Source organism: uncultured Aquincola sp. (assembly GCF_964001545.1).
Classification (GTDB): Bacteria; Pseudomonadota; Gammaproteobacteria; order Burkholderiales; family Burkholderiaceae_C; genus Aquincola.
In genome coordinates this window covers 1-14,361 of record NZ_CAXFDV010000250.1, presented here as the reverse complement: position 1 = coordinate 14,361, position 14,361 = coordinate 1, and the positions used below count along the sequence as shown (strand labels likewise).

At 70.5% G+C, this 14,361-nt stretch carries 15 protein-coding genes and 1 pseudogene; 6 read left to right on the top strand and 10 right to left on the bottom strand.

The genetic code is table 11. The features are described 5' to 3' along the window. The 5 genes and pseudogenes from ABNT58_RS08685 to ABNT58_RS08665 form a co-directional block, all read left to right on the top strand. Positions 1-126, top strand: a pseudogene (locus tag ABNT58_RS08685) (hydrolase); the annotation flags it as partial. A gap of 8 nt (positions 127-134) precedes the next feature. After that, positions 135-398 (top strand): XapX domain-containing protein, encoded by a 264-nt coding sequence (locus ABNT58_RS08680; protein WP_348753097.1) that lies wholly within the window; start codon positions 135-137, stop codon positions 396-398. Further along, positions 391-2,298 carry an amidohydrolase gene (locus tag ABNT58_RS08675; RefSeq protein ID WP_348753096.1) on the top strand — a complete coding sequence of 636 codons (1,908 nt, stop codon included), beginning with the start codon at positions 391-393 and terminating at the stop codon, positions 2,296-2,298. The genes ABNT58_RS08680 and ABNT58_RS08675 overlap by 8 nt, the downstream gene beginning before the upstream one ends. Further along, positions 2,298-2,702 (top strand): DoxX family protein, encoded by a 405-nt coding sequence (locus ABNT58_RS08670; protein WP_348753095.1) that lies wholly within the window; start codon positions 2,298-2,300, stop codon positions 2,700-2,702. The genes ABNT58_RS08675 and ABNT58_RS08670 overlap by 1 nt, the downstream gene beginning before the upstream one ends. Further along, on the top strand, positions 2,699-4,282 hold the full coding sequence (locus ABNT58_RS08665) for an MFS transporter (protein ID WP_348753094.1): 1,584 nt from the start codon (positions 2,699-2,701) through the stop codon (positions 4,280-4,282). Before ABNT58_RS08670 ends, ABNT58_RS08665 begins: the two co-directional genes overlap by 4 nt. A gap of 21 nt (positions 4,283-4,303) precedes the next feature. Here ABNT58_RS08665 and maiA read toward each other — a convergent pair whose 3' ends face one another. The 10 genes from maiA to ABNT58_RS08615 form a co-directional block, all read right to left on the bottom strand. After that, positions 4,304-4,942, bottom strand: coding sequence for a maleylacetoacetate isomerase (gene maiA, locus ABNT58_RS08660; protein ID WP_348753093.1), 639 nt, complete (start codon positions 4,940-4,942; stop codon positions 4,304-4,306). Beyond that, positions 4,939-6,078 carry a cupin domain-containing protein gene (locus ABNT58_RS08655; RefSeq protein ID WP_348753092.1) on the bottom strand — a complete coding sequence of 380 codons (1,140 nt, stop codon included), beginning with the start codon at positions 6,076-6,078 and terminating at the stop codon, positions 4,939-4,941. The genes maiA and ABNT58_RS08655 overlap by 4 nt, the downstream gene beginning before the upstream one ends. Before the next feature lie 7 nt (positions 6,079-6,085). Then, entirely contained in the window at positions 6,086-6,793 is a 708-nt protein-coding gene (locus ABNT58_RS08650; RefSeq protein ID WP_348753091.1) for a fumarylacetoacetate hydrolase family protein, read from the bottom strand. After that, a complete protein-coding gene (locus tag ABNT58_RS08645; RefSeq protein ID WP_348753090.1) occupies positions 6,790-8,133 on the bottom strand; it encodes an MFS transporter in 1,344 nt (447 codons plus the stop codon). The genes ABNT58_RS08650 and ABNT58_RS08645 overlap by 4 nt, the downstream gene beginning before the upstream one ends. A 44-nt stretch (positions 8,134-8,177) precedes the next feature. After that, a complete protein-coding gene (locus tag ABNT58_RS08640) occupies positions 8,178-9,470 on the bottom strand; it encodes an FAD-dependent oxidoreductase (RefSeq protein WP_348753089.1) in 1,293 nt (430 codons plus the stop codon). 24 nt (positions 9,471-9,494) lie between these two features. Next, on the bottom strand, positions 9,495-9,809 hold the full coding sequence (locus ABNT58_RS08635; RefSeq protein ID WP_348753088.1) for a non-heme iron oxygenase ferredoxin subunit: 315 nt from the start codon (positions 9,807-9,809) through the stop codon (positions 9,495-9,497). 10 nt (positions 9,810-9,819) lie between these two features. Further along, complete coding sequence (locus ABNT58_RS08630; protein WP_348753087.1) at positions 9,820-10,308, bottom strand: aromatic-ring-hydroxylating dioxygenase subunit beta; 489 nt, start codon at positions 10,306-10,308, stop codon at positions 9,820-9,822. A 3-nt stretch (positions 10,309-10,311) separates the two neighbouring features. Beyond that, positions 10,312-11,574 (bottom strand): aromatic ring-hydroxylating dioxygenase subunit alpha, encoded by a 1,263-nt coding sequence (locus tag ABNT58_RS08625; protein ID WP_348753086.1) that lies wholly within the window; start codon positions 11,572-11,574, stop codon positions 10,312-10,314. 99 nt (positions 11,575-11,673) lie between these two features. After that, entirely contained in the window at positions 11,674-12,579 is a 906-nt protein-coding gene (locus ABNT58_RS08620; RefSeq protein WP_348753085.1) for a LysR family transcriptional regulator, read from the bottom strand. Then, the gene (locus ABNT58_RS08615) at positions 12,570-13,526 is read right to left on the bottom strand and encodes a LysR family transcriptional regulator (RefSeq protein WP_348753084.1); all 957 of its coding nucleotides are present in this window, start codon (positions 13,524-13,526) and stop codon (positions 12,570-12,572) included. Before ABNT58_RS08615 ends, ABNT58_RS08620 begins: the two co-directional genes overlap by 10 nt. Before the next feature lie 98 nt (positions 13,527-13,624). On the opposite strand from ABNT58_RS08615, the gene ABNT58_RS08610 reads away from it, so the two are divergent. Further along, positions 13,625-14,361 (top strand): MFS transporter (locus ABNT58_RS08610; protein ID WP_348753083.1); only part of this gene is annotated, 737 nt, incomplete at its 3' end.

The window sequence follows — 14,361 nt, the reverse complement described above, 5'->3', positions numbered from 1 at the left end:
CTGCAGCGCGACTGGGCCCGCACCGACACCTACGAGATGACCACCGGCATTGCCAAGCAGTACGGAGGCGCCTACGGCCTGGGCATCATCTACGCCAAGACCATGTTCGGCGCCCACGAAGGCTGAGCACGCCCATGAAGCCCTACCTGCTCTCGGTGGCGCTGGGCCTGCTGGTCGGCGTGATCTATGCGCTCTTCCAGGTGCGCTCCCCCGCACCACCGGTGATCGCGCTGGTGGGGCTGCTGGGCATCCTGGTGGGCGAGCAGATTCCGCCGCTGGTCAAGCAATGGGTGGCCAAGCCTTCGGTGGCCACCTCGTGGCTGCACCACCAGGTCAAGCCGCACATGTTCGGCGAACTGCCCCAATGCGCCAGCGCCAAGGAACGCCACCGTGCCTGATACCGCCAACCGCCCGGGCGCCGCGCCCGACCTGATCCTGCACCGGGGCCTGTTCACCACGCTGGACAAGGCCAACCCCACGGCCAGCGCCGTGGCCATCAGCGGCGGCGTGTTCACCCACGTGGGCCGTGAGCAGGAGGTGATGCCGCTGGCCGGGCCGAACACCAAGGTGATCGACCTGCAGGGCCGGCGCGTGCTGCCGGGGTTGATCGACAACCACCTGCACATCATCCGCGGCGGCCTCAACTTCAACCTGGAGCTGCGCTGGGACGGCGTGCGCAGCCTGGCCGATGCGATGGCCATGCTCAAGCGCCAGGTGGACATCACGCCGGCGCCGCAGTGGGTGCGGGTGGTGGGCGGCTTCACCGAACACCAGTTCGCGGAAAAGCGCCTGCCGACCATCGCCGAACTCAACGCGGTGGCGCCGGACACGCCCGTCTTCATCCTGCACCTGTACGACCGCGCGCTGCTCAACGGCGCGGCGCTGCGGGCGGTAGGCTACGGCCCCGACACCCCGGCCCCGCCGGGCGGCGAGATCGTGCGCGACAGCGCCGGCCACCCCACCGGGCTGCTGCTGGCCAAGCCCAATGCGTCCATCCTGTATGCCACGCTGGCCAAGGGCCCCAAGCTGCCGCCGGAATACCAACTCAATTCCACGCGCCACTTCATGCGCGAGCTGAACCGCCTGGGCGTCACCGGCGCCATCGACGCGGGCGGCGGCTTCCAGAACTACCCGGAGGACTACCAGGTCATCCAGCAGCTGGCCGATGCGGGCCAGCTGACCATCCGCCTGGCCTACAACCTGTTCACGCAAAAGCCCAAGCAGGAGAAGCAGGACTTTCTGAACTGGACCGCCAGCTCGCAGTACAAGCAGGGCGACCACTACTTCCGCCACAACGGTGCCGGCGAGATGCTGGTGTTCAGCGCGGCCGACTTCGAGGACTTCCGCCAGCCGCGGCCCGACATGGGCCCCGAGATGGAAGGCGACCTGGAAGAGGTGGTGCGCATCCTGGCGCAGAACCGCTGGCCCTGGCGCATGCATGCCACCTACGACGAGACCATCAGCCGCGCGCTGGACGTGTTCGAGCGGGTGAACCAGGACGTGCCGCTGGCCGGCCTGAACTGGTTCTTCGACCATGCCGAGACCATCTCGGAAGCGTCGATCGACCGCGTGGCCGCGCTGGGCGGCGGCATCGCGGTGCAGCACCGCATGGCCTACCAGGGCGAGTACTTCGTCGAGCGTTATGGCCATGGCGCGGCCGAGGCCACGCCGCCGGTGGCCCGCATGCTGGAAAAGGGTGTGAAGGTGTCGGCCGGCACCGATGCCACGCGGGTGGCCTCCTACAACCCCTGGGTGTCGCTGAGCTGGCTGATCACCGGCAAGACGGTGGGCGGCATGCAGCTCACGCCCCAGCGCAACTGCCTGGACCGCGAGACCGCGCTGCGCATGTGGACCGAGAAGGTCACCTGGTTTTCGAACGAAGAAGGCCTGAAGGGCCGCATCCAGCCGGGCCAGCTGGCCGACCTGGTGGTGCCCGACCGCGACTTCTTCGCCTGCGCCGAATCGGAGATTGCCGACACCACGGCACTCTTGACGGTGGTGGGCGGCAAGGTGGTATGGGGCACCGGGCCGTTTGCCCAGCACGACGACGCCCCGCTGCCGCCCGCCATGCCCGACTGGTCGCCGGTGCGCAGCTACGGCGGCTACGGCGCCTGGGGCGAGCGTGAGGGCGCGCCCTTGCAGAACCGCTTGCATAGACAAGCGGCCGCCGCCTGCGGCTGCGCCAACCAGTGCCAGATGCACGGCCATGCCCATGCCACCGCCTGGAGCCGAAAGCTGCCGGTGGCCGACCTCAAGGGCTTCTGGGGCGCGCTGGGCTGCGCCTGCTGGGCGGTGTGATGGCGGTGTTTCCTCCGCGCGCGCTGCGCTGGCTGGCGCTGCTGCTGCTGTGCGCCGCCTACCTGCAAGGCGGGCTGCAAAAGGCCTGGGACTTTCCCGGCGCCATCGCCGAGATGAACCACTTCGGCCTGGCGCCGGCCGGCCCGATGGCGCTGGCCGTCATCGTGCTGGAGCTGGGCGCCTCGGCGCTCATCCTCAGCGGCCGGCTGCGCTGGCTGGGCGCGCTGGCCCTGGCCGCCTTCACGCTGGCGGCCACCTTCGTGGCGCTGCGCTTTTGGACCCTGAGCGGCCAAGAGCGCTTCATGGCCACCAACGCGTTTTTCGAGCACCTGGGCCTGGCCGGCGGCTTCTTGCTGGTGGCCTGGCACGACCTGCATGACCGACCCCTGAAGGCCCCGCCTTGACCCCTGCCAACGCCACCCCCGCCAGCAGCTTTGCACCGCTGCGCCATGTCAGCTTTGCGGTGCTGTGGGTGGCCACGGTGCTGGGCAACGTGGGCAGCTTCATGCGCGACGTGGCCAGCTCCTGGCTGGTCACCGACCTGTCTGCCAGCCCCACCGCGGTGGCGCTGATCCAGACGGCGGCCACGCTGCCGGTGTTCCTGCTGGCCATCCCGGCGGGCGTGCTGTCCGACATCCTGGACCGGCGGCGTTTCCTCATCTTCGTGCAGCTGGTGCTGGCGGGCGTCAGTGCCTCGTTGATGGTGCTGTCGCAGACCGGCGCGCTGACGGTGGAATGGCTGATCGCCCTCACCTTCGTCGGCGGCATCGGCGGCGCGCTGATGGCGCCCACCTGGCAGGCCATCGTGCCCGAGCTGGTGCCGCGGGGCGACCTGAAGGGCGCGGTGGCGCTCAACTCCCTGGGCATCAACATCGCGCGCAGCATCGGCCCTGCCTTGGGCGGGCTGCTGCTGGCCAGCTTCGGCGCCGGCCTGACCTATGGCGCCGACGTGGCCAGCTACGTGCTGGTGATCGGCGCGCTGCTGTGGTGGAAGCGCCCGGCCACGCCCGACACCGGGCTGTCGGAAGATTTTCTCGGCGCCTTCCGCGCTGGGCTGCGCTATGCCCGTGCCAGCACCGAGCTGCACCGGGTGATGCTGCGCTCGGCCGTTTTCTTCCTCTTTGCCAGCGCGGTGTGGGCGCTGCTGCCGCTGGTGGCGCGCCAGCTGCTGGGCGGCACCGCCGGCTACTACGGCGTGCTGCTGGGCGCGGTGGGTGCGGGGGCCATCGGCGGTGCACTGCTGCTGCCGCGGCTGCGACTGCGCCTGGGGCCTGACGGGCTGGTGCTGCTGGCCTCCTTGCTGGCCGCCACGGTGATGCTGGCCCTGGCGCTGCTGCGCCACCAGGGGCTGGCCGTGGCGCTGATGGCGCTGCTGGGCCTGGGCTGGATCGTGGCACTGACCACGCTCAACGGCGTCGCCCAGTCCATCCTGCCCAACTGGGTGCGGGGGCGCGGGCTGGCGGTGTACCTCACGGTGTTCAACGGCGCCATGGCGGCCGGCAGCCTGGGCTGGGGCCTGGTGGCGCAAGTGCTGGGCGTGCCGGCCACGCTGCTGGTGGGCGCTGCGGGCCTGGTGATCGTGGCTCTGCTGTTCCACCGCGTGCGCCTGCCCAGCGGCGAGGCGGACCTGCAGCCCAGCAACCACTGGCCCGAGCCGCTGCTGGCCGAGCCGGTGGCCCACGACCGCGGGCCGGTGATGATCCAGGTGGAGTACCGCATCCGCAAGGCCGACCGCCCGGCCTTCCTGGCCGCGCTGCGGCGGCTGTCCATCGAACGGCGGCGCGACGGGGCCTATGCCTGGGGCATCACCGAACACAGCGCCGACCCCGAGCGGGTGATGGAGTGGTTCCTGGTGGAAAGCTGGGCCGAGCACCTGCGCCAGCACCAGCGCGTGTCCCAGGCCGACGCCGACCTGCAGGCCGAGGCGGTGCGCTACCACGTCGGGCCAGGGCGGCCCGAGGTGCATCACTTCCTGGCGCTGTAGCGGCGGGTGCTGCGCAAGATCTCAGCCCGCGTCCGGCTGCACCGCCGGCGCCGCGCGCTGAAAGGCTTGCAGCCGGCCGCAGGCCTGGTCCACCGCATGCAGCCGGGGCCAGCGCGTCACGTCCACCTTGAAGCGGCGGGCGCTTTCCAGCTGCGGCACCAGGTACACGTCGGCCAGCGTCGGTGCATCGCCGAAGCTGAAGTCGCCCCGCGCCGGGTCGGCCGCCAGCAAAGCCTCGTAGGCGTCGAAGCCGGCTTCGATCCAGCGGGCGCACCAGCGCTGCACGGCCGCTTCATCGGCCGCGAAGTCGTGACGCAGCGCCTCCAGCACCCGCCGGTTGTTCAGCGGGTGGATGTCGCAGCCCACCAGCGCGGCCAGCGCGCGCACCCGTGCGCGTGCGGCCGGGTCGGCCGGCAGCAGCGGTGGCGTGGGATGGGTTTCTTCCAGCCATTCGATGATGGCCGGCGACTGGATCAGCACCTGACCATCCACCTCCAGCGCGGGCACCAGGCCCTGCGGATTCAGCGCCTTGAAGGCGGCGCCCTGGTGCTGCTCGGTGCGCAGGTCCACCGGCACGTAGTCGTAGGCCAGGCCCTTGAGCTGCAGCGCGATGCGCAGCCGGTGCGAGGTGCCGCTGCGGAAAAAGTTGTGGAGCTTCATGCGGTGGTTTCCTGTCGGTGGGCATGCAAGGCTTCGAAGATGGGCGAGTCGCTGAAGCGGAAGAGGTCCAGCCCGGCCTGGTCGCTGGCCGTGGCGCTGAAGCTCACCCACGACGGCACCACGAACAGGTCGCCACGCGACACGGTCCAGGTGCGCTCACCCACCGTCACCGTGCCGGCGCCTTCGAACACCTGGAACACCGAAGAGCCCACCTCACGCCGCGGCAGGCTGCGGGCGCCGGCGCGCAGCCGGTGCATCTCGGCGCGGATGGTGGGCAGCACGTCGCGCCCGTTGGCCGGGTTGGCGAAGCGCACCGCCGCATGGCCGGGGCTCACGGTGGCCGCATGGCCTTCGGCCTCCAGCGCCAGCTGGTCGGCCAGCGCACGGTCGGTGTCCACCCAGCGGTAGGCGAGCAGCGGCGTGGCGGTGGGCGCATCGGCCTGCGACACCGGCCGCAGACCGGGGTGGCCCCACAGCCGCTCGGCGCGTGAGCGCTCGGGCGTGGTCTTCTCGGCGGCGCTGATGCGTTCGCGCCCCACCTCGAAGAACTGGCTCTCGGTGTAGTACGAGAACGGGATGTCCAGCCCGTCGATCCAGGCCATGGGCTGGCTGGCGGCGTTGTGGTGGGCGTGCCAGTGCCAGCCGGCCTGCGGCAGAAAGTCCCCGCGCGACATGCGCACCGCATCGCCGTTGACCACCGTCCACACGCCCTCGCCTTCCACCACGAAGCGGAAGGCATGCTGGGTGTGGCGGTGCTCGGGCGCGTCTTCACCCGGCATCAGGTACTGGATGGCGGCCCACAGCGTGGGCGTGGCAAAGGGCCGGCCGCCCAGCGCCGGGTTGGCCAGCGCGATGGCCCGCCGCTCACCGCCCCGCCCCACCGGCACGATGCGGCCGGCTTCGGCCGCCAGGGCCTTGAGCCGGTCCCAGCGCCACAGGTGCGGCAGCGCCTGCGAGCGCGGCTGGCGCGGCATCAGGCCGCCGATCTCGGTCCACAGCGGCACCAGCAGTTCCTGCTCGAAGCCGCGGTACAGCGCGTCCAGCGCGGGCGTGGGCTCGGGCTGGCCGGGGCCGGCCACGGCCTTCAGCTGCACCGGTGACGGCGGGCTGTCGTCGGGTGTGAGGGGCTGCAGCATGGCCGCCTCACTCGGCCGCGCCGACGTGCAGCACGATGCTGCCGACGCCTTCGATCTCGCCGTCGATGCGGTCACCCGGCTGCACCGGGCCCACGCCTTCGGGCGTGCCGGTGAAGATGAGGTCGCCCGGCTGCAGGTGGTAGTACTGCGACAGGTCGGCGATCAGCTCGGGGATGTGCCAGATCAGCTTGCCCAGGTCGGACTGCTGGCGTACCTGCCCGTTGACGCTCAACGACAGCGCGCCGCTGGCCAGCACGCGGCCGGGCATGGGCACGATCTCGGACACCACGGAGGAGCCTTCGACGTCCTTGCCCAGGTCCCAGGGGCGGCCCTTGTCGCGCGCGACCAGCTGCAGGTCGCGGCGCGTCATGTCCAGGCCGCAGGCATAGCCGTACACCAGCGCCGCGGCATCGGCCTGGGTAACGCGGAAGCCCGGCGCGCCGATGGCCAGCACCAGCTCCATCTCATGATGGAAGTTGCGGGTGCCCGGCGGATAGGCCACGGTGGCGCCCGATTCCACCAGCGTGGAAGGGCTCTTGGTGAAGTAGAACGGCACCTCGACAGACTTGTCGACCGGCCGGCCCATTTCCACCGCATGCGCGTGGTAGTTGCGGCCGACGAAAAAAAGGCGCTGCACGGGCAGGCGCTCGCTGCGGCCACGAACGGGCAGCGAAGGAACGGCGGGCGGGTTGAAGAGGTAGGCGATGGCGCTCATTGGGGGGCCTTTTGAAGGGTGCGGGAAAAGGGATGCACGGCCGACCGGCGGTGGTCGATCAGCAGCACGGCCACCATGCCGATGACGGCCGGGATGGCGATGGCGACGAAGTTCTGCTGCAGCGGCAGGTTCATGCCCACCAGCACGCCGATGACGATGGGCGCCAGGATGGCGCCGCTGCGGCCGATGCCCAGCGCCCAGCCCAGGCCGGTGGCACGCACCGCCATCGGGTAGAACTGGCCGGCATAGGCATTGGCGACGATCTGCGTGCCGATGGTCGAGGCGCCGGCCAGGCCGACGACCAGGAACAGCGCCTCGGTGGGCATGCGGTAGCCCAGCAGGGTGATGGACACGGCGGCCAGCGCATACATGCTGGCCAGCACCTTCTTGATGTGGAAGCGGTCGGCCAGCCAGCCGCCGCCCACCGCACCGATGATGGCGCCCACGTTGAGCACGAGCACGAAGGTGAGCGCCGAGCCCAGGCTGTAGCCGGCGCCAGCCATCAGCTTGGTGAGCCAGGCGCTGAGCGCATACACCATGAACAGGCACATGAAGAAGGCCACCCAGAACATCACGGTGGAAAAGCCGCGGCCGTCCTGGAACAGCTGGCGGATGGGCGCGCCCACGGCCTTGTCCTGCGCGGGCAGCGTGAACACGTCGCCCTCGGCCGGCCGATGGGCCGGGTCCAACGCGACGGCGATGCGCTGCAGCTCGGCTTGGCGCCCCTGCGCGATGACGAAGGCCATGGACTCGGGCATCTGGCGCAGGATGAACGGGATGAGCAGCACCGGCAGGCCCGCGGCCAGGAACACCGACGGCCAGCCGTGGCTCTCGATCAGGCCCTTGCCCAGCAACGCGGCGATGACGCCGCCCACCGCATAGCCGCTGAACATCAGCGTGACCAGCGTGGCGCGCATCTTCTTGGGCGCGTATTCGGTCATCTGCGCCACCACGTTGGGCATCACGCCGCCGATGCCCAGGCCGGCCAGAAAGCGCATCAGCGCGAAGCCGAGCGGGTCGTGCGTGAAGCCCGCCGCCGCGGTGAACACGCTGAACAAGGCCACGCAGATGGCGATGGCCCGGCGGCGGCCGATGCGGTCGGCGATGGTGCCCATGAAGATGGCGCCGAACACCATGCCGAAGAGCGCCGAGCTGACCATCAGGCCGGCCTGCGCCGGGTCCACGCCCAGGTCCTTCATGATGGCGGGCAGGGCGATGCCTACCACGGCCAGGTCGTAGCCGTCGAAGATGATGATGAGGGCGCACCAGCACAGCACGCCGAGGTGGAAGCGGTTGAAGCGGGCCTCGTCGGCCAGCCGTTGAACGTCGATGCGACGCATGGGTTTGTCTCCTGGGTTGTGTGTTTGTGTTGTCGTGCCGCGGATCAAAGCCGCGACATCGGGATGGCGGGGTCGGCCAGCCGCGCCGGGTCGATGGACTTGCGCTGCTCGATCAGCCGGCGCGCGAAGCGCAGGTCTTTCGCGGCATTGGGGCCGAGGGCGGCTTCCATCACCGCGCCGTTGAAGTAGCCCACGAGGAAGCTGCCGCTGCCGGGTGTGCCCCGCAGCACCGCCTGGTGCGTGGGCAGCGGCATGCCATAGATCTGCAGGTTCATGCCGTACTGGTCGGACCAGAACCACGGCAGCGGCTGGTAGCTCACCAACCGGCCCAGGGCCGACCGCGCTGCCGCCATGCCCTGCTCCTGCGCGTTCTGCCACGACTCCAGCCGCAGCCGCCGGCCGGCCCAGGGGTTGAAGCTCACCGCCACGTCGCCCGCCGCCAGGATGTGCGGGTCGCTGGTGCGGCAGGCGTCGTCCACCAGCACGCCGCCGTCGCAGTCCAGGCCCGCTTCGCGCGCCAGTTCGTCGTTGGGCAGCAGCCCGATGCCGGCCACCACGGTGTCGGCCGCCAACGTGCGCCCATCGGCCAGATGCACGGTGGCAGCGCCTGCCTCGCCCGCCGCCGTGCAAGCCTCCACCCGTGCCTCCACCCGCGCCACCACCGCGCCCAACAGCACCTGCGTGCCCTGCGCCTGGTGCAGCGCCAGCAGGTGCTCCGAGACATCGCGCGGCACCGTGCGCTCGCACAGCCGGCCCTGCGCCTCCACCACCGTGACGGCCATGCCGCGGCTGCGGGCGGTGGCGGCCACTTCCAGTCCCACCCAGCCGCCGCCGATGACCACCAGCTGCCGGCCGGGCTGCAGCCGCGGCGCCAGCGCCAGCGCATCGGCGATGGTGCGCAGCAGGTGCACCTGCACCGCGGCGTCCACCGGCACCGGCAGCGGCCGGGCGCGACCGCCGGTGCACAGTATCAGGCGGTGGTAGCCGATGGCGCTGCCGCCCTGCAACAGCACCTGGCGCGCCGCGCGGTCGATGCGCTGCACCCGCACCCCGGGGCGCCAATCCAGGTTCAGGGCGGCGAAGGCCTCGGGCTTGAACAGCGCGGTGCTGTCGGGCGCCGCGGTGCCGGCCAGCACCGCCTTGGACAGCGGCGGCCGTTCATGCGGCGGGTGCGGCTCGTCGCCCAGCAGCACGATGCGGCCGGCCCAGCCCTCCTGCCGCAAGGTGTGGGCGGCCCAGCCGCCGGCCTGGCCGGCGCCGATGATGACGATGGTGTCGGCCGCGCAGGCCGGGGCGGCGCATGCGGCGGCCGCGACCGGGGGTCGCTGGGCATGCATGAAGCTCTCCTGGAAAGGTGGCGGTCAGTCGAGCGCCAGCCACACGCGGCCGGCTTCGATCTTCACGGGGTAGCAGCGCACCGGCTCGGTGATGGGGGCGCAGGTGGGCTGGCCGGAGCGCACGTCGAAGCGCCCCTGGTGCAGCGGGCATTCGATCTCATGGCCTTCGAGGAAGCCGTCGCACAGCCGCGCATGGCCGTGGGTGCACAGGTTGTCGGTGGCAAACACCTGGCCCTCCACGCCGTACAGCGCGATGTCGCGACCGGCCACCGCCACGCCGATCACATCGTCGGGCGGCACCTCGCCTTCGGCGGCGGCGTCGATCCAGTTCGTCGTCATCGCCGTCTCCTCAGATCGGGTAGATCAGCGAGTTGGGGATCATCTCGCTGTCGTAGATCACCAGCCGTGAAGCGAACTTCAGGCCCTCGGGCGTGCGCACCACCTCGTCGATGGTGCGGCCCACGTTGAACACCGTGCTTTCCTTCGACAGCCGGGTGCGGAACACCGCATAGTTGGCCTCGGCATGCAGCCGGCCGTCTTCGTCCACCCGGCGCACCACCGGCGCGCCCACCACGTGGCGCTGGTAGTAGGGGTCGTGGAACAGCGTCTCCTGGATGCCGTAGATGCGGTCCTTGAGCATGCCCTGGCTGTCGAAGGCCAGCGTGGCCAGCGGAAAGCCGCGTTCATGGTTCTCGCGCGGCTGCAGCTTGTATACGCAGGGGTCGGTGAAGAAGCCGGGCCAGGCGTCCCACTGCCCGCTGTCCAGCGCCGCGGCATAGTCGGCGTACAGCTGCAGCAGCTCGGCGTAGTCTTGAAAGTCGATGCGAAGACGGGTCATCGCTCAGGCCTCCATCACGTCACGCCAGTAGGCGTACATGCCGCGGATCAGCGTCTCGGTCACCATGTGGTCGGTGTTCTCCACGCCGTGCCCGCCCAGCTCGGCCAGCGTGCGGTGGAAGGGCTTGCTCTCGAAGCCGGCCTGCGACCATTCGATGGCCTCGCCGTCGTCGGCCGACACGAAGCCCGCGGGACCGAACAGGTTGGCCTGGCGCAGCCGGCGCTGAGTCATCTCCTCGCTGTCGTCCTCGAAGCCGAAGTGCGTCCAGACGAAGTCGAAGGCGCCATGCCCGTCGGGCTGGATGTGGCGGGTGGACACGCTGTTGACCTGCTGCTGGAAGATGACGCTGGGAAACACCGTGGTCATCACCGCGGTGGGGCCGCCCCACCAGGGCTCGGGCACGATGTCCAGGAAGCGTGCGTCGTGCAGCTGCATGCTGTCCTTGAAGCTGGACACCTGCGTCACCTGCCCGGCCTGACCGGCGTTGCCGCGGGTGGACACCATGGCCGCATGGCGGTGGCGCTCGTCCATCACCAGTTGCGACTTGTTGTCGGCCCGCCAGAGGCCGAAGGTGACGAACCAGGTGTGCAGCAGGCCCGGGTGGTAGGGGTCCTTGATGTTCTCCTGCATCAGCTTCCAGTTGCCCGGGATGCGCTGGCGGTTGTAGCCCAGGATCTTCAACGGCCGGTCGTTGAACAGGCGGTCGAAGTAGCCCAGGATCTGCGGGCCGAGGAAGTCTTCCAACGGCTGCACCTCAGGGTCGAAGGAGGCGAACACCACGCCGCCGCGCCGCGCCACCTTGAGCTTGGTCAGGCCATGGTCGGCGGGCTTGAAGTCGGCCGGCATGCCGCCGTTGACCTTGCCGTCCTGCTTGACGCCGCGGCGGAACGGCACGCCCTGCAGGTCGCCCGACAGGCTGTAGTTCCACTGGTGGTAGGGGCAGGTCAGGCTCTCACGGTTGCCATGGCGCTCACGGCAGAAGGCCATGCCGCGGTGGGCGCAGACGTTCTCCACCACGTGGATGCTGCCGTCCTTGTCGCGCACCATCAGCACCGAGCGTTCGCCCACCACGGTGCGCTTGAAGTCGCCGGCATTCGGTATCTCGGCTTCCAGGCCCACGTAGCACCAGTGGCCGCGGTAGAAGAAGCGGTCCAGTTCCTGGCGGTACACCTGCTCGTCGGTGTACGCCTGGAAGGGGATGCGGCTGGTGCCGTCGGTTTCCCAGCGCAGCTGCTGCGGAAACACCGTGACCGGGCACTCCTGCATGCTTGTCTCCTGTGATGTGTTCGTTGGCCGGCATCATTGGCGGGCCTGGCCCATCACGCAATGCAATCGCGTGAATAGGCCCCATCACGGGCATGAATGTCAGGCGTCGCCGAACAGCTCGAACACCACGCCGCGCAGCCACTGGTGCGCGGGTGAGCGGTGCACCTTGGCATGCCAGAACACGTTGATGGCAATGGGCGGCAGCTTGACCGGGTGGCGCCGGTGCGTCAGCTGGAAGGGGCCGCTCAGGCTGTGGGCCAGCCGCTCGGTCACCGTGGCCACCAGGTCGGTCTGCCGCAGGATGTGGCCCACGCCCACGAAGTGCGGCACGCTCAGCCGCACGTTGCGCTGGATGCCCGACTTGCGCAGCAGTTCGTCCACGGCGCCATGGCCCGTGCCGGCGGACACCACCGTCAGGTGCTCGGCGGCCTGGAAGTCGGCCAGGCTCAGGCGCGGCTTGTCCAGCGGATGGCCCTGGCGGAACAGGCACACATAGCGCTGGCTGAACAGCCGGCGCTGGAAAAAGCCGGCCTTGAGCTGCGGCAGCGGGCCGATGGCCAGGTCCACCTGGCCCGACTCCATCTCCTCACGCAGGTGGGTGGCCGCATTGCGCACGGTGTTGAGCGTGATGCCGGGCGCAATCTGCCGCAGCCGCTCCATCAGCACGGGCAGGAACACGATCTCGCCGATGTCGGTCATGCCGATGGTCATCGAGCGCTTGACACTGGCCGGATCGAAGCCCTGCTGCTGGTTGAGGCCGCCATGGATCAGGGCCAGCGCCTCGCCCACCGGGCCGGCCAGCTGCTCGGCAAACGGCGTGGGCACCATGCCGGCCGGCGTGCGCAGGAACAGCTCGTCACCCAGCAACCGGCGCAGCTTGGCCAACGAGTTGCTGACGGCCGGCTGCGTCAGGCCCAGCTGCTCGGCCACCTTGGACACGCGCCGCTCGCGCATCAGCTGCTGGAACAGCACCAGCTGGTTGAGGTCGATGTCGGTCAGCTCCATGTGCCCTCCTGCAGGCCGCCCCAGGCCGCCGTGGCCATGGCGCCGCGCATCACCTCAATGAACCGCCGCAGCCGCGCCGGTTGCCAGCGGCCCGGTGGATACACCAGCCACACCGGCAGCGGGTCGGCATGCCATTGGGGCGTGAGCTGCAGCAGCCGGCCTTGGGCCAGGTCTTCGGCCATCAGCCAGGCCGAGCCCACGGCCACGCCCAGGCCCTGCAGCGCGGCACTGCGCAGCGCGTACAGGCTGTCGGTGGCCATGCGCGGGCGCAGCGCCAGCGTGGCCTGCTCGCCGGTGGCCTCGTGCGTCAGCGTGATGCTGTCGCGGTAGTAGGTGCGCAGCGCCAGCCAGGGCAGCTCGGCCAGTGCCTGCGCCTGCGCGGGCGGCGGCCGGCCGGCCAGCACCGAGGGCGCCGCCACCACGATGCGGGGCACCTCCGACAGCCGGATGGCCACCACCGACGGGTCGGTGACCGCGCCCACGTGGATGGCGCAGTCGATGCCGTCGGCCACGAAGTCGGGCGTGCCGTCGTGCAGCAGCCATTCCACCGACACCCGCGGCCAGCGGCGCAGGTAGTCGGCCAGCGGCGCCACCAGCCGCTGTTGGCCGAAGGCATGCGGCACCACCACGCGCAGCGTGCCTTCGGGCTCGTCCACCGCGCCGCGCAGATCGGCTTCCAGCGCCTGCCAGTCGTCCAGCAGCGCACGGGCGCGGTGGTAGGCGCGCTCGCCGTCTTCGGTGAGCTTCATCGTGTGAGTGGACCGCTTGAGCAGCGGCAGGCCCAGCGCCCGTTCCAGCGCCTGCAGCCGGCGGCTGATGGTGGGCTGGGTGGTGCCCATCTGCGCCGCCGCGGCCGAGAGGCTGCCGGCCTCGACGATGCGCACGAAGGTCTGCATCAGCGCGATGCGGTCCAGCGACAACGGGGCGGGTGATTCGGCATTGGTCATACGCGCACTGTATGAGCCATCTGCGCCGGGCGCTACTACACGCGCCGTGCCTGGCTGGCCACACTGCGGCCATCGCATCACAACCCAGGCTTTTCACCATGTCAGCCATTCACGCAACGCATGTCACACCCGCCGCACCGGCAGCTGCCCTGTCCACCGGCCTGGTGGCCCTGCTGGCCGGCGCGGCCGGGCTGTCGGTCGCCTCGCTGTACTACAGCCAGCCGATGCTGGGCGTGCTGGGGCCCGACATCGGCGCCAGCGAGCGCACGGTGGGCGGCATTCCCATGCTCACGCAGCTGGGCTATGCGCTGGGCATCGGCCTGCTGGCGCCGCTGGGCGACCGTTACGACCGCCGCCGCATCATCCTCGTCAAGGCCGGGCTGCTGGCGCTGGCGCTGCTGGTGGCCGGTGCGGCGCCTTCGGTGGCCTGGCTGCTGGCGGCCAGCCTGGCCATCGGCCTGACGGCCACGCTGGCGCAGGACGTGGTGCCCGCCGCCGCCACGCTGGCGCCCGAGGCGCACCGCGGCAAGGTGGTGGGCACGGTGATGACGGGGCTGCTGGGCGGCATCCTGCTGTCGCGGGTGGTCAGTGGCTTCGTGGCCGAGCATTTCGGCTGGCGCGTGGTGTTCATCGCAGCGGCGCTCAGCATCGTGGCGGTGGGGGCGGCGGTGTGGCGCGGCTTGCCGCGCTTCCGGCCCACCACGCAGGTGGGCTACGGGGCGCTGCTGGGCTCGCTGGTCAAGCTGTGGCGGCGTCACCCCGCGCTGCGGCATGCGGCCTGGGCGCAGGGGCTGCTGTCGGTGGGCTTCAGCGCCTTCTGGTCGACGCTGGCGGT